This is a genomic window from Campylobacter concisus (genome assembly GCA_002092835.1).
GTDB classification, from domain to species: Bacteria; Campylobacterota; Campylobacteria; order Campylobacterales; family Campylobacteraceae; genus Campylobacter_A; species Campylobacter_A concisus_K.
This window is the reverse complement of record LVWL01000019.1, coordinates 85,991-104,286: the sequence shown is the minus strand read 5'-3', so window position 1 is coordinate 104,286 and position 18,296 is coordinate 85,991. Positions and strand designations below refer to the sequence as shown.

At 36.8% G+C, this 18,296-nt stretch carries 20 protein-coding genes and 2 pseudogenes; 4 read left to right on the top strand and 18 right to left on the bottom strand.

Annotated features, from left to right (window positions below):
• Positions 1–70: 70 nt before the first annotated feature.
• Both A3835_04930 and A3835_04925 read left to right on the top strand, forming a co-directional pair.
• Positions 71–1,199 (top strand): annotated as a pseudogene (locus tag A3835_04930) (tRNA guanosine(34) transglycosylase Tgt).
• Positions 1,189–1,887, top strand: a complete 699-nt coding sequence (locus A3835_04925) for a peptidylprolyl isomerase (protein ID ORI07840.1) — start codon at positions 1,189–1,191, stop codon at positions 1,885–1,887. Before A3835_04930 ends, A3835_04925 begins: the two are co-directional and overlap by 11 nt.
• A gap of 404 nt (positions 1,888–2,291) precedes the next feature.
• Here the strand turns inward: A3835_04925 and A3835_04920 are convergent, their stop codons facing one another.
• The 17 genes and pseudogenes from A3835_04920 to A3835_04840 form a co-directional block, all read right to left on the bottom strand.
• Positions 2,292–2,648, bottom strand: a complete 357-nt coding sequence (locus A3835_04920) for a 50S ribosomal protein L19 (GenBank protein ORI07839.1) — start codon at positions 2,646–2,648, stop codon at positions 2,292–2,294.
• 8 nt (positions 2,649–2,656) lie between these two features.
• Entirely contained in the window at positions 2,657–3,349 is a 693-nt protein-coding gene (locus tag A3835_04915; GenBank protein ORI07838.1) for a tRNA (guanosine(37)-N1)-methyltransferase TrmD, read from the bottom strand.
• Positions 3,346–3,876 carry a 16S rRNA processing protein RimM gene (locus A3835_04910; GenBank protein ORI07837.1) on the bottom strand — a complete coding sequence of 177 codons (531 nt, stop codon included), beginning with the start codon at positions 3,874–3,876 and terminating at the stop codon, positions 3,346–3,348. Before A3835_04910 ends, A3835_04915 begins: the two co-directional genes overlap by 4 nt.
• The gene (locus A3835_04905) at positions 3,869–4,111 is read right to left on the bottom strand and encodes an RNA-binding protein (GenBank protein ORI07836.1); all 243 of its coding nucleotides are present in this window, start codon (positions 4,109–4,111) and stop codon (positions 3,869–3,871) included. The genes A3835_04910 and A3835_04905 overlap by 8 nt, the downstream gene beginning before the upstream one ends.
• Positions 4,111–4,338, bottom strand: a complete 228-nt coding sequence (locus tag A3835_04900; GenBank protein ORI07989.1) for a 30S ribosomal protein S16 — start codon at positions 4,336–4,338, stop codon at positions 4,111–4,113. Before A3835_04900 ends, A3835_04905 begins: the two co-directional genes overlap by 1 nt.
• Positions 4,339–4,409: 71 nt before the next feature.
• The gene (locus A3835_04895; GenBank protein ORI07835.1) at positions 4,410–5,750 is read right to left on the bottom strand and encodes a signal recognition particle protein; all 1,341 of its coding nucleotides are present in this window, start codon (positions 5,748–5,750) and stop codon (positions 4,410–4,412) included.
• Positions 5,751–5,813: 63 nt separating this feature from the next.
• Positions 5,814–6,572, bottom strand: coding sequence for an RNA pseudouridine synthase (locus A3835_04890; GenBank protein ID ORI07834.1), 759 nt, complete (start codon positions 6,570–6,572; stop codon positions 5,814–5,816).
• Positions 6,569–7,705: a 3-deoxy-D-manno-octulosonic acid transferase gene (locus tag A3835_04885; protein ORI07833.1), complete on the bottom strand. Its 1,137-nt coding sequence runs from the start codon at positions 7,703–7,705 to the stop codon at positions 6,569–6,571. The genes A3835_04890 and A3835_04885 overlap by 4 nt, the downstream gene beginning before the upstream one ends.
• 8 nt (positions 7,706–7,713) lie before the next feature.
• Complete coding sequence (locus A3835_04880) at positions 7,714–8,421, bottom strand: hypothetical protein (protein ID ORI07832.1); 708 nt, start codon at positions 8,419–8,421, stop codon at positions 7,714–7,716.
• A gap of 17 nt (positions 8,422–8,438) precedes the next feature.
• Positions 8,439–9,161, bottom strand: coding sequence for a Nif3-like dinuclear metal center hexameric protein (locus A3835_04875; GenBank protein ORI07831.1), 723 nt, complete (start codon positions 9,159–9,161; stop codon positions 8,439–8,441).
• 5 nt (positions 9,162–9,166) lie between these two features.
• Complete coding sequence (locus tag A3835_04870; protein ID ORI07830.1) at positions 9,167–10,027, bottom strand: glycine--tRNA ligase subunit alpha; 861 nt, start codon at positions 10,025–10,027, stop codon at positions 9,167–9,169.
• Between the two features lie 18 nt (positions 10,028–10,045).
• Positions 10,046–11,584, bottom strand: coding sequence for an aminobenzoyl-glutamate transporter (locus A3835_04865; GenBank protein ID ORI07829.1), 1,539 nt, complete (start codon positions 11,582–11,584; stop codon positions 10,046–10,048).
• A 5-nt stretch (positions 11,585–11,589) separates the two neighbouring features.
• Positions 11,590–12,009: an AraC family transcriptional regulator gene (locus A3835_04860; GenBank protein ORI07828.1), complete on the bottom strand. Its 420-nt coding sequence runs from the start codon at positions 12,007–12,009 to the stop codon at positions 11,590–11,592.
• A 3-nt stretch (positions 12,010–12,012) separates the two neighbouring features.
• Positions 12,013–12,486, bottom strand: coding sequence for a hypothetical protein (locus A3835_04855; protein ORI07827.1), 474 nt, complete (start codon positions 12,484–12,486; stop codon positions 12,013–12,015).
• 12 nt (positions 12,487–12,498) lie between these two features.
• Entirely contained in the window at positions 12,499–12,993 is a 495-nt protein-coding gene (locus tag A3835_04850; GenBank protein ID ORI07826.1) for a 5-(carboxyamino)imidazole ribonucleotide mutase, read from the bottom strand.
• A pseudogene (locus A3835_04845) lies at positions 12,990–14,248 on the bottom strand (protease). The gene A3835_04850 and the pseudogene A3835_04845 overlap by 4 nt, the downstream one beginning before the upstream one ends.
• Entirely contained in the window at positions 14,248–15,006 is a 759-nt protein-coding gene (locus A3835_04840; protein ORI07825.1) for a chemotaxis protein, read from the bottom strand. Before A3835_04840 ends, A3835_04845 begins: the two are co-directional and overlap by 1 nt.
• Positions 15,007–15,141: 135 nt before the next feature.
• Between A3835_04840 and A3835_04835 the strand changes: the two genes are divergently transcribed.
• Complete coding sequence (locus A3835_04835; protein ID ORI07824.1) at positions 15,142–15,921, top strand: histidinol phosphate phosphatase; 780 nt, start codon at positions 15,142–15,144, stop codon at positions 15,919–15,921.
• Positions 15,922–16,007: 86 nt separating this feature from the next.
• Positions 16,008–17,438 (top strand): type I glutamate--ammonia ligase, encoded by a 1,431-nt coding sequence (locus A3835_04830; GenBank protein ORI07823.1) that lies wholly within the window; start codon positions 16,008–16,010, stop codon positions 17,436–17,438.
• 101 nt (positions 17,439–17,539) lie between these two features.
• Here the strand turns inward: A3835_04830 and A3835_04825 are convergent, their stop codons facing one another.
• Positions 17,540–18,145, bottom strand: a complete 606-nt coding sequence (locus A3835_04825) for a hypothetical protein (GenBank protein ORI07822.1) — start codon at positions 18,143–18,145, stop codon at positions 17,540–17,542.
• Positions 18,146–18,296: the final 151 nt, after the last annotated feature.

Below are 18,296 nucleotides of genomic sequence, written 5' to 3'. Positions count from 1 at the left end.
TTGCCTTAAAATTTCTGGATTATATTATAAATTTTGTTAAAATAAAAAATCAAAAATTTTAAGGACTTAGATGAAATTTGAAGTTATAAAAAAAGATGGCAACGCAAGGCGCGGCATTCTCACGACTGCACACAGCGTGATACAAACGCCAGTTTCATGCCTGTTGGCACGGTTGGCGCAGTAAAAAGCTAGACGCCTTTGATATGAGTGAAATTTTAGACGCAAAAATAATTCTAGCAAACACCTATCATATGTATCTGCGCCCTGGCAGCAAGGTCGTGTGTGAGTTTGGCGGACTGCATGGATTTTCTAAATTTGATCGCTCGTTTTTAACTGATAGCGGCGGATTTCAGGCATTTTCGCTTAGGTCAAACACCAAAAACGACGATGGCGGGATAAAATTTAAAAGCCACATCGATGGCAGCACGCACTACTTCACGCCAAGATCCGTCCTTGACACGCAGTATGACCTAGGCAGCGACATCATGATGATACTTGATGACCTAGTCGCCTTGCCTGCTGAGCCAAAAAGGATAGATCTCAGCATAAAACGGACGATAAAATGGGCAAAAGAGGCGATTGACTATCACAAATTTATGCGGAGCAAGGGCGTTGGCTTGCAGCAAAATATCTTTGGTATCGTTCAAGGCGGCACCGACTATGAGGCACGTAAATTTTGCGCGCAGGCGCTAAATGAGATGCCATTTGACGGCCTTGCCATAGGAGGTCTAAGCGTTGGTGAGAGCAATGAGGCGATGTATGACACAGTTGAGGCGGTTATGCCATTTATGGATGAACTTAGGCCTCGCTATCTAATGGGCGTTGGCACACCAGAAGATTTGGTCGAAAACGTGGAGCGAGGCGTTGATATGTTTGACTGCGTTATGCCAACAAGAAACGCAAGAAACGGCACGCTTTTTACTAGCTTTGGCAAGATAAATATAAAATCATCTAAATTTATAAACGATCACGTGCCGATAGACCCAGCCTGCCAGTGTTACACCTGCAAACGCTACTCTAGAGGCTATCTAAACCACCTTTTTAAGGCAAGAGAGCTCACGTTTTTTAGACTAGCAAGCCTTCATAACCTGCACTACTATCTAAATTTGATGGAAGAGATGAGAGAGGCGATAGAGGCTGGCGAATTTGCTAAATTTAAAAGAAATTTCTACGCAAAAAGGAGCACAGATGAGCTATAAAAACGCACTTAGCGGATATTTTTATGGAGATGAGTTTGACTACATAACACTCATCTCATTATCGCAAAAGCAAGTTTTTAAATTTTTATTTAAAGATGGCAAAAATTACAAAGAAGATCTTGAACATGAATGCGACAAAAGCACATTTAAAGCAGCTATTAAGGGGATTTGTAACGAATATGCAAATAAAATTTTAGAGCATCGAGACGAGCTAAACGAGTATGAGAAAATTTATGCTAGCCAGAAAAATTTTGAGAAATTTATAAAAAGACACCACTTTTTAAAGTATGAGATCAGAAAATTTCAAAATAGCATTTCGCACTTTTACGAAGCACTTGCTATCTGCCAAAGTGAGCAACAAGGTCTTAAAAAAGAGCTTAAAAACAGCATCCACGAAGCAAGTGTCTTTAAAACCATAGCCAACGAATACTCCTATAGGGTCGATGACATCTACTCATTTATACAAAGCGACAAAAACGACAAGATCAACAAAAATATCTACCTTTTAACGCTACTTTCGGCGCTATTTTTACCAATAAATTTCATCACTGGCTTTTTTGGCATGAATACAAACGGTATGTTTTTAAGCTCATTTAAAGATGGCACATTGATAGTCTTTGCCTTTATAGCGATGCTTTGCGTGCTATTTTTTATATTTTATTACAGATCAAATAAGGATATTAGTTAAATTTATTTATACTTGGCAAGTCAAATTCGACCTGCCAAGTAAATTTGAAGTTATTTTTTCTTAATGATGATCTTCTCGCCATCGCTATCGATGGTGATCTCATCGCCACTTTCAAGCTCATCTTTCAAGATCATATCAGCGATCTTGTAATTTTTATATCTAACAAATTATTCCACACTTTTTAAAAAACATTTAAATATTTTTTATTCTTGTCTAGTTAAGTCAAAATATATCTACTTAGAAAAAAATTAATAAACAACACTTGAAGTACATCGCATTAAAAAATATCATAATACTTTAGAATTTATTTTTCAAAAAGCTTAAAAACCATGTTGTATAGAATAGTAAAAATTAAGTATAAAAGAAAGAAATTTTGTCCTGAAATTCTCAGGACAAATGAAAAATTATTTTCTAAGTTCGCGAATCTTAGCTGCTTTACCACGTAGTTCACGTAGGTAGAATAGTTTAGCTCTTCTAACACGACCTTTTCTAAGAACCTTTATCTCTTCGATAGAATCACTAAATATTGGGAAAATTCTCTCAACACCAACACTGTTAGCACCGATTTTTCTGATGATAAATGTTTCGCCAGTACCGCTACCACGTCTAGCTATACAAATGCCTTCAAAATTTTGAATTCTTGTTTTGTCGCCCTCATGAATACGAGTAGCCACACGCAATGTATCACCTGCACGGAAGTCAGGGATATTCTTACCAGCAATTTGAGCATTTTCAAACGCTTCAATGTATTTATTTCTCATGTTTTTCCTTATTTATGTGGCTTTAGCTTTTGATATAAATCAGGGCGAAAGTACCTTGTTTTGCAGTGAGCCATCTTGTTTTTTAAGTTGTGGATTTTAGCATGATTACCCTTTAAAAACTCTGAAACCACAAAGATTGATCTAAAATTATCAGGCTTTGTAAAAGATGGGGCTTCAAGCAAATTATCCTCAAAACTCTCAACTTCAAGACTCATATCGTTTCCTAAAACTCCAGGTATATTTCTTGATATTGCATCACTCATACAAAGCGCAGGAAGCTCTCCGCCAGTTAAAACAAAATCGCCTATGCAAAAAACTTCATCTGCCCAAAGCTCAACAACTCGTTCATCAAGGCCTTCATATCTACTGCAAACAAAACAAATGTGATCTTTTTTAGAAAGCCTCTTTGCATCATTTTGATTAAATTTTTTACCAGCTGGTGTCAAAAATATCACGTGAGTATTTTTATCTTTTTCTTTTAGAAATTTGATCGAATCATCCAAAGGCTGTGGAAACATCAAAAGCCCTGCTCCACCTCCGATCATATAATCATCAACTTTATTATGCTTATCTTTAGTAAAATTTCTTGGATTTATAAAATCAATTTCAATAAATTTATTACCAATTGCACGTTTTAAAATAGAATCACAAAAATAAGGTTTAACTAAATTTTCAAAAAGCGTAATAAACGTAAATTTCATGAATTTTCTAAAATGGCTCTAGCACCTTTTACCAAAATCTCTTCATTGTCTAAATTTACACTTATAATAAAATGCTCTAAATATGGAATGTAAAAATTCTTTGGTTTACCACCTAAGGTAAGCTCTTCATCAGTTTTTATGTATAAAAGTGAATTTGCAAAATTATCTTGGATATCTTCTACAATACCCAAAATTTCACCATTTTCTATAACTTTTAAGCCAATAATATCAAACTGAAAAAATTCATTTTTTTTTAATTTGCAGTTTTTTCTAGTGAGCTCTTTTGTGGTGTATATAGTTATATTTACAAGCGTTTTAGCAAGGTCTAAGTCATCAAAATTTTCAAACAACACCAGCTCTTTTTGTCTATTGTAGTCTTTTATGGTCAGCTGATTATTGTTTTTGTCAAAAAAGGTTGCACCTTTTTTAAACTGTTCTGGGAAGTCGCTCTTATTGTGAAGCTTTAAGTAGCCCTTTAAACCAACACATCTTCCGATGGTAGCGACTTCAACAATATCACTATTCAATAGCTTTTACCGTTACTCTATAGCTTGTATTATCTTTGGCTTTACAACCAATAATAACAGTCTTTATAGCGTTTATCATTTTGCCATCTTTGCCGATAAGTTTTCCCGTATCAACCTTATCAGCACTTATAATTATCTCAGCAAAATTTTCACCAAGTTCCTGACGATCAACACTTACTTTATCAGGAAAATCAGCAATCAACTTGGCGTATTCGTATAAAAAATTTTTAACCATTATTTTGTAATTTGTGCAACTCTATCGCTAAGTTTAGCACCAACGCTTTTCCAGTAATCTAATCTCTCTTTGTTGAAATTTATAACATTTGGCTCAACCATAGGGTTGTAATAGCCAATACTTTCTATCCAGCCACTATCACGTCTTTTTCTGCTATCTGTAACAACTATACGATAAAAAGGTCTTTTTTTACGTCCCATTCTTGTTAGTCTTACTACTGTTGCCATATTATATTCTCCTCTTGTTTTTAAATAAAGCTTAAATTTAGATAACAAATATCCAAATTTAAACCCTTTTATCAAACAGGTCTTTTTAAATTTGCTTGAGAAAGCATATTTGCAAGTCCCTTTGCTCCGCCTTTTCCTGAAAATTTCTTAGCAAGCTTTGAAGCATTTTCAAACTGCTTTAAAAAACGATTTACCTCTACTTGAGATAGTCCGGAGCCAGCTGCTAGACGCCTTTTTCTACTATTGTTTAAAAGGTCTGGATTTTCACGCTCTTTTTGCGTCATAGAGTTTATCATAGCCTTAATATGCAAAATTTCTTTTGAATTATCAAGATCTATATCTTTTATCTGATTTGCAATATTTGAAAGTCCAGGTATCATCCCCATCAAAGACTTCATGCTACCAAGCTTTTTAACGCTTTCCATTTGATCTAAAAAGTCGTTAAAGTTAAACTGACCTTTTTTTATCTTTTGGCTTAGACGTTTTGCCTCTTTTTCATCAATTATAGTCGATGTTTTCTCAACCAAAGTAGCTAAGTCACCCTCGCCCATTATACGGCTTACGATGCGGTCTGGTATAAAGCTCTCGATATCAGCTACTTTCTCGCCAGTACCAACAAATCTAAGTGGGATATTTAACTGTTTTGCGATACTAATAGCTACGCCACCCTTTGAATCAGAGTCAAATTTAGAAAGTATAACTCCAGAAATTCCCAAAATTTCATTAAAACTTGTAGCTGTTTTTACGGCGTCTTGACCACTCATAGCGTCAGCTACGTAGAAAATTTCATGTGGATTTATCGCATTTTTTACATCTTTTATCTCTTGCATCAACTTTTCATCGATCGCAAGACGACCAGCAGTATCCACTAAAAGCACATCATAAAGACCACTTTTTGCTTTTTCTAGTGCTTCTTTTGCTACTTTTATAGGATTATTTTCATTTTCTATAAAGAAAAGATCAATCTCATTTGCAACGCAGAGCTGTCTTAGCTGCTCAACTGCCGCTAATCTTTGCAAGTCACAAGCCGCAACTAAAACTTTTTTCTTTCTTAGTTTTAGATAGTTTGCAAGCTTGATAGTTGTCGTTGTTTTACCGCTACCTTGCAAACCAGCCATCAAAACAATAGTCGGTGCAACTGGCGCATAGACAAAGCCTTGATTTCCAGGAGCCGTCAAAATAGTCGTCAAATTTGATTTGATCGCATCTAAGAAATTCTTTTGACCAACGCCAGTTTGCTTTAGTTCGCTTTCGATAGATGCGAGTAGATCTTTGGTGACTTTATGGTGAACATCAGCTTTTAAAAGAGCTTTTTTGAGCACGTCAAGTGCGTTTTTTAGAGCTTTTTCGTCATCTACAAAACGTATCTTGCTAACGGCTAATCTAAAAGACTCGCTAATTTGTTCGAACACTAATCACCTTTCGTAAGTTGTTATTAAAGGGCGTATATTACTAAATAATTTCTTTATTGCTCTTTAAATTTCAAATTTATTAGATAGTTCAAATCCAAGAGAGTTAAACTCTTTTGGTATCGGCGTTTTAAATTTATAGTTTAAAAGGGCGATAGAATAGGCATGTAAAAACATTCTATTTGCTCTATTTTTGCCGTATTTCTCATCGCCAACGATAGGTAAATTTAAGCTAGCTAAATGCACTCTTATCTGGTGCGTTCTGCCTGTTTTTATGGCAACTTTTACCAGTGTTTTTTTACCAACAACCATAAGCGGTGAAATTTCACTGATCGCCTCTTTGCCATCTTTTGATATCTTTGAAAAGGCGCCATTTTTATTTTTTATAGTTAAGATCGGCTCATTTACGACCGCTTCCTCGCTCATGATGCCCCTAACTGCGGCCACGTAATTTTTCTCAACCTTCATCTTTTTAAACTCATTTATGGCAAGGCTTGCAAATTCATCATTTTTTACAAGAAGCAGCACCCCGCTTGTGTCCTTATCGAGCCTGTGAAGAAGCGGAAATTTATACATTTGGCTGATTTTTTCACTAGTTATGGCGGCTGGTTTACTGATGGCTATTAAATTTTCATCTTCAAAGATAACGCTTGGTTTTGGCATCTCCTCGACGCTAAATTTAGTATTTTCACTCATTAGCGCTCGAGCTATCATCACCTTTTGCCCTTTGGCATAAACTATGCCGCTGTCAATTAGCTCCTTTGCCTCGTTGTTTGAGATATTTTTTTGTTTGGCTAAAATTTTATACGCTTTTTCTTCACTCATAAAGTGCTCCTTATATCTTCTATGATCGCATCAGCACTGGCATGCACGGCGATCTTGCTCTTTTTAGCGTCACTATCTATTATGCCGCCGATCTCGCTAGCTTTTACGATATAGATGTTTTCAACTAGGCTAAATAATGCCTTTTGGTTAAATATAAACTCGCCACTTATTATCACTGGGTTAAACTGTGCGCACTCGATTGGATTATGCCCACCGATATTTGGCAAAAAACTGCCTCCAAGCACAACTATATCGCTAATGGCATAGATATTTACAAGCTCGCCTAAAGTGTCAAGTAAATTTACTTTAGCTTCAAATTTATGCGTCTTGCTAAATTTCGCAAAGCTAAAGTCATGCTTTTTAGCGTAGTTGGCTGCAATCTTTTCAACCTCTGCAAACCTCTCAGGATGTCGTGGCGCGATGATCAAAAGATCGTTTTCTCTTAAATCTAAATTATCTAAAATCATCTCTTCTTCGCCTGTATGCGTGCTTGCTAGCACGATCACTCTAGCTTTTGGCTTTTCATAAATTTTACTCATGCTTGGCAAAAACGCAGCTTTTATGTTGCCAACGACCTCTATTTTGCCTGCTCCAAGCGACTTTAGCCTCTCTTTATCAAGCTCACTTTGGGCATAAATTTTATCTATAAATTTAAAAAGATATCTATAGAAAAAGCTAAATTTCAAGTAACCTTTATAGCTTCTGTCTGAAATTCTCGCATTTATTAATATCACACGGCTGCCTTTTAGCTTTGCCATGAAAACTAGCATAAGCCAAAGCTCAGCCTCAAAAATAACTAAAATTTTGCTCTTTTTTAGCCAAAACGGCAAAAAAATTTCAAACGGTAAAAATCTCGCGTTAGAGCAAATTTTACTTGCCGCTTCAAAGCCAGTATTTGTCACCACACTTATGGCTTTGCTATAAAATTTTTGCATCAAAGGTTTAAGTGCTTGCACTTCACCAAACGAACAAGCGTGAAAATGCACATCTGCATCTTGAAATCTAGGATTATTAAATAGAAAAAAACGTGCTGGAATCGACTTATGATACTTTTTTTTAAAACTTAAAAAAAATAAAAAGATAGCCCCAAAGAGATAGAGTATTGAGGCTAGAAAGTAATATATTATTATCACGAAATGTGTTATTGCTCTTGTTTATACAAAATTCTGCCACAATGTGGACATGTAACGATATCTTCGCCCTTGATAACAGCAGAAAAAGTTTTGTCGTTTATCTGCATAAAGCAACCATAACAAGCTTGTTTTTTTACAGGAACAACGGCTGTGCTATGAGCCCATTTTCTAATTTTTTCATAAAATGCGAGAATTTTTTGATTCATGGTGGCGATAAGCTTGTCTTTTTTAGCATAAACTTCTTTACGTTCTTTTTCGATATTTTCAAGCTCAGATGAAGTTTTGCTTTTTATATTTTTTAAATTCTCTTCAAGTTCAGCTTTTTTTGCACCAAGCTCGTCTTTTTGACTGTTTTTACTATCTATTAGCTTCTCAAGTCTAGCGATCTCTTCATTTGCAGCCTCAAGTTGCTCTTTTGCAATATCTTCTTCAAGACTTAGAGCTTTTATCTCCTTTTCGCTTTTTGCACTTGAGTTTTTTTTAGCTACATCTTTTATCTTCGCACTAAACTCGGCAATATGAGCATTTGTGCCTGATTTTTGAGACTTTAAGTCGCTTACCTCTTCATCTAGTCTTTCTACATTAACCGCTATAGTTTCACACTCTTCTTCTATGCTTTTATAAGCTTTTTCTACTTCTTGTATGCGCGGTGTGAAACCGTCTATTTGTTTGTCAAGATCAGATAATTCAACTAATTGTTGCAAATATTTATTCATAATGTTTCCTTTTTTTGTTAGCAATATGTAAATGGGTTTTTAGAATTGCTTATTATAACTTCAATTTTTAGATTTTGCAAATATTTTGCTAAAAAATCACTAAAATAACGCTCGCTTTCATAGTGATTTATGTCGATCAAATTTAGTCCTTTTTCCTTTGCATAAAGGGCTTGGTGATACTTTAGATCGCCCGTTAAAAAGGCGTCTGCTTTGACCTCTTGGATGAGATCTGCGCCGCTTCCAGTGCAGATACAAATTTTAGAAATTTCATCTTTTGCATGAACGGCTCTTAAATTTTCTAACCCAAGTTTTTCTTTTACAAATTTACAAAGCTCAGCAAATTTCATCTTCACATCAGCGTAGATCAAAAAGCCCTCTTTGCTTGAAATTTCAAGCCCCAAAACCTGCGTCACAAATTTTTCATTTAAAAAGGCAAGATCAGCATTTGTGTGAAGCGAGACGAGCGAGATGTTTTTTATCATCATCTCTCTTATGAGCGAGCTTGGATAGAGGCTGTAATCTAGGCACTTTAGCCCTTTAAAAATGAGCGGATGATGTGTAATAATGAGCGAGTTTGGCAAGACACTTTGCAAAAGCTCACTATCAAGATCAAGGCTTAGATAAATTCGCTCAAATTCGCTGTCAAATGAGCCAACTTGCAGGCCGCTATTATCCCAGCCCTCTTGGCTCACAAATGGGCAAATTTCATCTAAGATTTTATAAATTTCAGCTATTTTCATAAATTTTACTTTTGTTCTAGGCTCTCTTTATAAGTTAGCGCACACTCTTTGGCCAGCTCGCGGATTTTTAGGATGTAGTCTTGCCTTTGTGTAACACTTATCGCCCCACGCGCATCAAGGACGTTAAATGTGTGAGCCGCAAGCATGCAGTAGTCGTAAGCTGGCAGTGAAATTTTAGCCTCTAAGCAGCGTTTGCACTCGTTAAATGCATTTTCAAACTGGCTAAAAAGCATATCGACATTTGCTACTTCAAAGTTATATTTACTCCACTCGTACTCGCCTTGCTTATGCACATCGGCGTATGTTACGATGCTTCCATCCCTGTCATCCCAAACGATGTCGTAGACACTATTTACGTCTTGGAGATACATGGCCAAACGTTCAAGGCCGTATGTTATCTCACCAGAGATCAGCTCGCATGCGATGCCACCCACTTGTTGAAAATACGTAAACTGCGTCACCTCCATACCGTCCAGCCAGACCTCCCAGCCTAGCCCCCAAGCGCCTAGCGTCGGGCTCTCCCAGTTATCCTCGACGAAGCGGATGTCGTGATTTTTCAAATTTAACCCGAGCTTTTCAAGGCTTTTTAGATAAAGCTCTTGTATATTTTCCGGGCTTGGTTTAATGAGCACCTGAAACTGATAATAAGCGCCTAGGCGGTTTGGGTTTTCGCCGTACCTACCGTCAGTCGGGCGGCGAGATGGGGCAACGTATGCAGTAGCCCACGGCTTTGGTCCGAGGCTTCTTAAAAAAGTCGCTTGGTGATAGGTGCCCGCACCTGCTGGCATGTCGTATGGCTGAAGTATAACGCAACCTTGCTCTTGCCAATAGTTTTGAAGGGTTAATATTATTTGTGAAAATGTCATTGCTTTCCTTTTAAAATTTTACTTTACATAGTGTATAACTGCACCAGGTCCTAGCGGTAGATCAAAAATGTACCAAAACGACATTAATGCTGTCCAAGAAATTAAAAATGCAACCGTATAAGGAAGCATAATAGAAACTACTGATCCGATTTTTAACTCTTTATTGTATTTTTGCATAAAAGCTACTATCAAAACAAAAAATGGCATCAAAGGCGTTATGATATTTGTAGTAGAGTCGCCTATTCTAAAAGCAGCCTGTGTAAGCTCTGGCGAGAGTCCAAGATTCATAAACATTGGTACAAAAATCGGAGCCATCATCGCCCACTTTGCAGAATCAACAGCTATAAATAAATTTATAAAAGCGATCAAGAAAATAAAAACTATGATAAGGCTAAGTCCAGTTAACCCGATCTCTTTTAGAAAAATAGAACCTTTTACAGAAAGCACTAGCCCAATATTTGAGGTATTAAAAAGATATGTAAACTGGGCTGCAAAAAATATCAAAACCAAAAATCCTGATAGCTCAGAAATAGATTGCTCCATAAATTTTATGGCGTCATTACTGCTTTTTATAGTCCTAGCACCTACACCGTAAGCTACGCCTACCACTATAAAAAGTAACATCATAAAAACAACAATAGAATGCATAAAAGTAGATTTCATAAAGCTTTCATTGCCTTTTGCTCCAAATAAAGAGCCTGAAGGCAAAATAGCCACAAGCAGTAAAATCACAAAAACAATCAACGCTATTAGCGAAAATTTTAAGCCACGTTTTTGCTCTGCACTTATCTCGCTATGCTCTTGTAAGCTAAAATCACCTAAAAAATCAAATTTGCCAAGCCTAGGCTCTACGATTTTATCCGTTACAAACCAGCCAACAAATACGATCAAAAATGTTGAAGCTATCATAAAGTGCCAATTTGCAGTTGCTAGTACCACATAATCTGGATTTAACACGCTAGCTGCTTGCATAGAAAATGCCGCAAACATCGGGTCATTTGTACCGATTAATAAATTTGCCGACCAGCCACCGCTAACACCAGCAAAAGCAGCAGCTAGTCCAGCAATTGGATGGCGACCAAATCCAGCAAATAAAATAGCTCCGAGCGGGATTAGTACAACATAGCCAACTGAGGAAGCAACATTTGACATTACGCCAAGAAAAATAACGATTGGAGTTACCCATATTTTAGAAGATTTTAAGGCAATCTTTGTCATAAGTGCTGATAAAAGTCCAGACTTGTCTGCAATACCAATACCTAGAATAATTGCAAAGACTACTCCCAAAGGATAAAAACTAGTAAAATTTTTAAGCACAGACGAAACAAAAGATCTAAGGCTATCAGCAGAAAGCAAATTTATAACATTTGCATTAAGCTGTGATATTTGTCCATCTTTGATAGCCTGATAGCTTACACCAACGCCAATCTTTTCTAATACAAACGATATTATTATCGTAATAATCGAAAGATATATAAAAAGCATAGTTGGATTTGGCAATTTGTTACCAAAATTTTCGATAAAACTTAAGATTGAACTATTGTTTTTTTTATTCATTTTTCCTAACCTAAAATAGATATAAAAATTTTTATCTCGTCGCTGCCGTAAAGCTCAAAGTCTGTTTCATAGGCTCTTTTTAGCTCACTACTTTCAAAATATTTCCAAATTTCACCCCAAAATTTTGCTATGTTTTGTGGCTCTCTTGCAAAACTAAAAACGGCATATTTGCCACTTTTTATCTCTAAAATTTTATCACTTTTGTGGCTTAATCTTGTGCCGATGAAGTTATCGTAATGTCCATTCAGATCGCTTTCATAGTTGCAGTAAACGCTATAAATTTCACTCTTGCCATCGTAGTGCTCACTCATAAATTTAGACCATAAAGCTGGAATTTTACCCTTGCCGCCTATCTCATCTTCATTTTTAGTGCGAGTTTTTACTCCGTAAATTTCAAAGCTATCCTCTAAATTTATAATCTTCATAAACTACTTTTGCCCATTAAAATTTTCAACCGCTTGGTTCCACATGAGCTTGTATTTTCGTTTTAGAAATTCAACTTCATCTTGTGAAATTTTAAGCTGTTTTGTAAGAGTTTCTACCGTTTTTCTATCTTCGTCATAGAGCTCTTGCATCGAGATTAGTGCCTCTTTTAAAAATTTATTCTCATTTCTTAGGGTTTCAAGCGTCTCATCCTTTGCGTCAAGCACCTTTTCGTGTAAATTTAATATCGTTCCAATCGTCTTTTCAACAAAGCTGATACCATCTTGGCCTTGCGGTTGCATAGATAAATTTTGCGAAACACTAGGCACAACGCTCATCGTTCCCTCGCTCGCTTCTATCAAAATTTCTCCATTTTCCTCTTTGGTTTTCAAAACGTCACGATTTATCATATCTTCGATAACTTCACGCTCCAAGTGCACAAGTTTGCAAAATTCATCAACTCCAAGATAGGTCTGCACCGCTTCTCCTTTTTACAGTATCACTTCAACCTTTGAAGAGTCTTCCTCTAAGGCCTTTATCTTTGCCTCTCTATCGGCTTTTAGAGCACTTGCTAGCCCCTCATCTTCAAGAGCTAAAATTTGCACCGCCAAATAAGCTGCATTTATAGCACCAGCCTTGCCGATAGCTAGAGTTGCCACTGGCATACCACTTGGCATTTGTACCGTTGAGTAAAGTGCGTCAACGCCGCTTAAAGCTGAGCCGGCCATTGGTATGCCGATCACTGGTTTTGTTGTGTTTGCAGCGATCGCTCCAGCTAAGTGAGCTGCCATACCTGCAGCTGCGATAAAGACTTTTGCACCCTTTTTCTCAGCATTTGCGACGTACTCGCTTGTTCTTTTTGGACTTCTGTGAGCTGAGCTGATTATTAGTTCATATTTTACACCAAATTTTTCAAGAGTTTTTGCCGCCTCGCTAACGATATCATAGTCACTCTTACTTCCCATTATAATAGAAACAAATTTCATATTTTCTCCCTCAAAAAGCTAAATTTTGGTAGCTTGACACCAAGGCTTATCTCATTTTCATTGCCGCTGTGAATTTCGCTCATGACCTTGCCTTTTTTGGTGATGAGCTGTTTAAATTTGATAAATTTCTTACCATCTTGTGAATAAACCTTTGAGATTTCATTTTCACTATCTTCTATAACTGATCCAATAGGCGCCACGATCTCGTAGCTATTGCCTGGAAAAATTTTATATTTGCACTTAAAAAACTTGCCATCTTCGCTTATTGCATTTACCTGATGTGTGCCCTCTTCTAGGCTACTAACATGATTTTGTGTATCGGTTCGCTCATAAGGCCTATGCACCAAATATCCATCCGTAAAGCCACGATTTTTTAGTGTATTTATCTCATTCTCATAAATTTGTGCGTTAAATTTATCGTCCATGGCATCATCTATCGCCATTTTATAGGCTCTTGCTGTGCAAGCTGCGTAGTACTCGCTCTTTGTGCGACCTTCTATTTTTAGGCTATCTATTACGCCACTATCAACGATCTCTTTGATGTGCGAGATGAGGCAAAGATCCTTTGAGTTCATGATGTGAGTGCCGTTTTCGTCCTCTTCTAAGCGGAAAAGCACACCACTCTCTTCGTTTTTAGCGTAAAGTTCATACTTAAATCTACAATCATTTGCGCAGCTACCGCGATTTGACATACGTCCGCTTTGCACTGAGCTTACTAAGCACCTGCCAGAGTAGGCAAAGCACATCGAGCCATGTACAAAAATTTCAATATCAAGAGTTGGAATTTCTTCTTTTATTTTTATAACATCTTTTAAGTTCATCTCACGTGCTACGACGATACGTTTTGCGCCCATGTCGTGATAAATTTTTGCATCAAGCACATTCATAACGTTTGCCTGAGTTGAGAGATGTATCTCGATATCAGGGGCAATAGCTTTTGCTAGACTCATGACTCCTGGAGTTGCGATAATAAAGGCATCTGGCTTCATAGCCGAGATAGTCTCTAAATGGCGTTTTAGTGGCTCGATCTGCGAATTAAAAGGAAAAGCATTTATGGTCGCATAAAATTTCTTTCCCTTTGCATGTGTGTAGTCTATCGCCTCTTTAAACGTTTCAAGGTTAAATTCTCTCGCCGATCTAGTCCTTAGCGAAAAGCTAGCCACCGAGCCATAAACGGCGTCAGCCCGTATTCAAGGGCTATTTTAAGTTTTGTTAAATTTCCAGCTGGAGATAAAAGCTCAGGCCTTTTTAGCACTATTTTTTACCCAGGCTTTCTATTAAAGCTTCGATATCATCGTTGCTAACAAGGTTTTCAGTCGTTGTATCTCCTGCGATGTGAACAGCAGATCCCACACGTTTTTCATCGTCGATTTTACCTTCAAACAAGGTATTCATATATTTGCTAAGTGCTCTCATAACATTGATAACACGCTCGATCTTTTGTCTATGAATGTCTTGATACTGCATCATATCCATAGCCATCATGATCTCATCTTGTCCCATTTGTAAATTTCCGATGATGTTATCAATCGTACCAAGAAGTGCGTTGTTTTTCTCCAAAGCTTCGCTAAATGCGGCAATATTTGGAAATTTCTGGCTTAGCGTCGTAAATAGCTCGATGTTTGAGTTTATCGCATCTTTTAGGCTATTTGAGTCACTCTCAGCGTCCATAAAAAAGTTATTTATCGTCTCAAGCTTGTCAAACATCTGAGTAGCTTTTTCTTCGCTATCTCTTGTTACATCGTCAAGCTGATGAACCATTTTGTGATCTTCCGTTGGCGGTGGTGGTGGCCAAACACCATCTGCACTTACTCTGTAGTTTTCCGCATTCTTTGAATTACTTTCTGATTTTGACTGTGGCTCATCTTTAGTATCGATTGCTTCTGCAACTTCTGTTACCTCGTCCGTATCCTCTTTGACGTCCGCAACCTCTTGGCCAGCATCTTCTTTAGCATCATCTAACTCATCATCTAGCCCACCTGCCATAAGTGCGTCAAGTTCCTCTTGGGTCATAAAAGCTCCTAATAAAATTTGGCTTGATTATATAGGATTTAAATAAAAAGTAAGTTTAAAGGCAATGCCTTTATCTTTAAATTTATAAATTTTTAGATAGCATTTTTAAAAATAAACGATCTTAAAAGGCATAAAATGACCGTCGATCTTCACAACCATACGCCACTTTGCAAGCACGCAGTTGGCAAGCCAAGAGAGTATGTACAAAACGCAATAAAAGCTGGCACAAAATACTTTGGTTTTAGCGATCACGCCCCAATGAACTACGATGAAGCTTACAGAATGAGCTTTGATGAAATGCAAGGCTATGAAGATAAAATTTTACGTTTAAGAGATGAATTTAGCGGTGAGATAGAAATTTTGCTTGGCTATGAGATGGATTTTTTAGATGGTTTTATGGACGAGCGAGTTTTTAGTAGGAAGGTCGATTATCTAATAGGCTCTGTGCATTTTTTTAATGGCTGGGCATTTGATAATCCAGAATTTATCGGTGGCTACAAGGGCAAAGACTTGGATCAAATTTGGCAAGAGTATTTTGATCACGTAGAAAGATCGGCTAAGCTTGGCAAATTTGACATTATGGGACATATCGATCTTTTAAAACTTTTTAAATTTTTGCCAAAAAAGGATGTTAGAATTTTGGCTAAAAATGCAGTAAATGCGATAAAAGAAGCAGATTTAGTTGTTGAGATAAATGCCGCTGGCTTTAGAAAACCTATCGGCGAGCAATATCCAAGCGTAAATTTACTTGAACTAATAGCCGAAAAAGATATAACCATCACCTTTGGCTCAGACGCTCACACAAAAGAAGATATCGGTAAAAATGGTGAAATTTGCGAGCAAATAGCTAGAGATTTAGGTTATTCAAAATGTGCTATTTTTAAAAATAGAGATAGAGAATTAGTAAAATTTTAGATTGGGTTCAAATAAAATATAAATTTAATCTTAAATATTAGGTTTTATGATAGAATACGAAAATTAAAAACCAGAAGGAGAAAAGAATGGGAAAATTTGTCCAAAGCGTAGATCATTTTTTTGATTTTTGTAAAGAAAATGAAGTCAAATTTGTAGATTTTAGATTTACTGACTTAGGCGGTGCATGGCACAGCATAAGCTACAATATAAAAGCAGTTACAAAAGATCATTTTACACACGGCATACCGATGGATGCTAGCTCTATGCATGGCTGGCAGCCGATAGATAAAAGCGATATGCTAATGAAACCAGAAGCTACTACTGCCTTTTTAGACCCATTTACCTCAGATATCACAATAGTCGTTTTTTGCGACATTTTTGACATATACAAAGGTCAAATTTATGAAAAATGCCCTCGCTCAATTGCCAAAAGAGCAATGCAATATGTAAAAGACAGTGGGCTTGGTGATGAGGCATATTTTGGTCCTGAGAATGAATTTTTTGTATTTGATAACGTCAAAATCATTGATAGCCCAAACTGCGCGATGTATCAAGTAGATAGCGAAGAAGGCGAGTGGAACGACGCTGCAGACTTCAAAGACAGCTACAACACAGGTCACCGTCCACGCAGAAAAGGCGGCTACTTGATGACTCAACCAATTGATAGCATGGTAGATCTAAGAGCTGAAATGATGCAAGTTCTAGAGCAAGTTGGACTTGAAGTATTCCTAGGACACCATGAAGTTGCCCAAGGACAAGGTGAGATCGGTGTAAAATTTGGTAATCTAGTTGAAGCTGCCGATAATGTCCAAATTTATAAATATGTAGTTCGCATGGTAGCTCATTTAAACGGCAAAACTGTTACATTTATGCCAAAACCGCTCTATGGCGACAACGGCAGCGGCATGCACGTGCACCAGTCAGTTTGGAAAGATGGCAAAAATTTATTTTATAAAGAGGGCGGATATGCGAATTTAAGCGACTTTGCGAGGTACTACATCGGCGGAGTTTTAAAACACGCAAGAAGTGTCGCAGCTTTTACAAACCCTAGCACAAACAGCTATAAACGTCTAATTCCAGGCTTTGAAGCACCGTCTATCCTGACATACTCTAGCCAAAACCGCTCAGCTAGCATACGTATACCTTATGGTGCAGGCGAAAACTCAGTAAGAGCTGAGATGAGATTTCCTGATAGTACAGCAAACCCTTATCTAGCCTTTTCAGCAATGCTAATGGCGGGGCTTGACGGCGTTAAACACAAATACGAGCCAGTTGGTCCGATGGATGAAAATTTATTTAAACTTCATCTTGATGAGATCAGAGAGCGTGGTATCGAACAGCTACCACACACACTTCGCGGTAGCTTAGAAGCACTAATTCGCGATAACGAATATCTAAAACCAATAATGTCTGATGATTTCATCGACACATATCAGCACGTGAAATTTGAAACTCAGGTTTGGCCTTATGAAGCACGTCCAACCGCTTATGAGTTTAAAACTTGTTTCTCTTGCTAATCTAAAATTTTGCCTTGGCACACATGCCAAGGCTTTTTATACAAAACACAATACATACAAAAATACAAAATATTTAACATAAAATTTTATGTATTTTATCCTTATACTTTGACAAATAGTAAACTAAAAGCTATCACCAACATAACAATTCCAACAAAAATTTCTAAAATTTTCCATGAAATTTCTTTGGCAAAAATTGGTGCTAAGACTCTAGCGCCATATCCCAAAGAAAAGAAAAATACTAACGATGCGAAACTAGCACCGATACCAAAAGTTATGTTTTCACCACCAAATTTTGTTGAAACAGATCCTATTAAAAGCATTGTATCAAGATAGACGTGAGGATTTAACCAAGTAAAAGCAAGCGTTAAAAGCACTATTTTACTAAATTTTGACTCGTGTTGTACACTTGGACGAAGGCTTTGAGAATTTCTAAATGCGGCATACAAACTCTTTAGACCATACATAAATAAAAAGATAAAGCCGCCATATATAGCTACTTGCCTAACAAGCTCAAATTTTTGTATCACTTGTGCAAAACCAAAAACTCCAGCAAATATAAGCAAAGCATCACAAAGCGCGCATATTAAGCAAACTACAAAGACATGCTCCTTTTTTATACCCTGCTTCAAAACAAATGCATTTTGCGCACCAATAGCCAATATCAAAGATAAACTAGTAAAAAATCCACTCCAAAATGCAGACATTTTCATCCTTTTTAAATTACCAATTATCTAAAATTTAACTAAATGCAATCTAAAAATATAAAAATTTTAACCCAATTTAAGGATATAAATAATCATAAATTTATACCTTTTTTTATAAAATCGGCAAATAAAAAATTGCAAAAGGAAAGCA

Coding starts and splice junctions, on each gene's coding strand:
- A3835_04880 (ORI07832.1), bottom strand. CDS start 8,421: ATGAATAAATATTTGCAACAATTAGTTGAATTATCTGATCTTGACAAA.
- A3835_04830 (ORI07823.1), top strand. CDS start 16,008: ATGGGAAAATTTGTCCAAAGCGTAGATCATTTTTTTGATTTTTGTAAA.
- A3835_04900 (ORI07989.1), bottom strand. CDS start 4,338: ATGGCAACAGTAGTAAGACTAACAAGAATGGGACGTAAAAAAAGACCT.
- A3835_04840 (ORI07825.1), bottom strand. CDS start 15,006: ATGACCCAAGAGGAACTTGACGCACTTATGGCAGGTGGGCTAGATGAT.
- A3835_04925 (ORI07840.1), top strand. CDS start 1,189: ATGAGCTATAAAAACGCACTTAGCGGATATTTTTATGGAGATGAGTTT.
- A3835_04865 (ORI07829.1), bottom strand. CDS start 11,584: ATGAATAAAAAAAACAATAGTTCAATCTTAAGTTTTATCGAAAATTTT.
- A3835_04905 (ORI07836.1), bottom strand. CDS start 4,111: ATGGTTAAAAATTTTTTATACGAATACGCCAAGTTGATTGCTGATTTT.
- A3835_04890 (ORI07834.1), bottom strand. CDS start 6,572: ATGAGTGAAGAAAAAGCGTATAAAATTTTAGCCAAACAAAAAAATATC.
- A3835_04860 (ORI07828.1), bottom strand. CDS start 12,009: ATGAAGATTATAAATTTAGAGGATAGCTTTGAAATTTACGGAGTAAAA.
- A3835_04870 (ORI07830.1), bottom strand. CDS start 10,027: ATGACATTTTCACAAATAATATTAACCCTTCAAAACTATTGGCAAGAG.
- A3835_04850 (ORI07826.1), bottom strand. CDS start 12,993: ATGAAATTTGTTTCTATTATAATGGGAAGTAAGAGTGACTATGATATC.
- A3835_04825 (ORI07822.1), bottom strand. CDS start 18,145: ATGTCTGCATTTTGGAGTGGATTTTTTACTAGTTTATCTTTGATATTG.
- A3835_04915 (ORI07838.1), bottom strand. CDS start 3,349: ATGAAATTTACGTTTATTACGCTTTTTGAAAATTTAGTTAAACCTTAT.
- A3835_04920 (ORI07839.1), bottom strand. CDS start 2,648: ATGAGAAATAAATACATTGAAGCGTTTGAAAATGCTCAAATTGCTGGT.
- A3835_04835 (ORI07824.1), top strand. CDS start 15,142: ATGACCGTCGATCTTCACAACCATACGCCACTTTGCAAGCACGCAGTT.
- A3835_04875 (ORI07831.1), bottom strand. CDS start 9,161: ATGAAAATAGCTGAAATTTATAAAATCTTAGATGAAATTTGCCCATTT.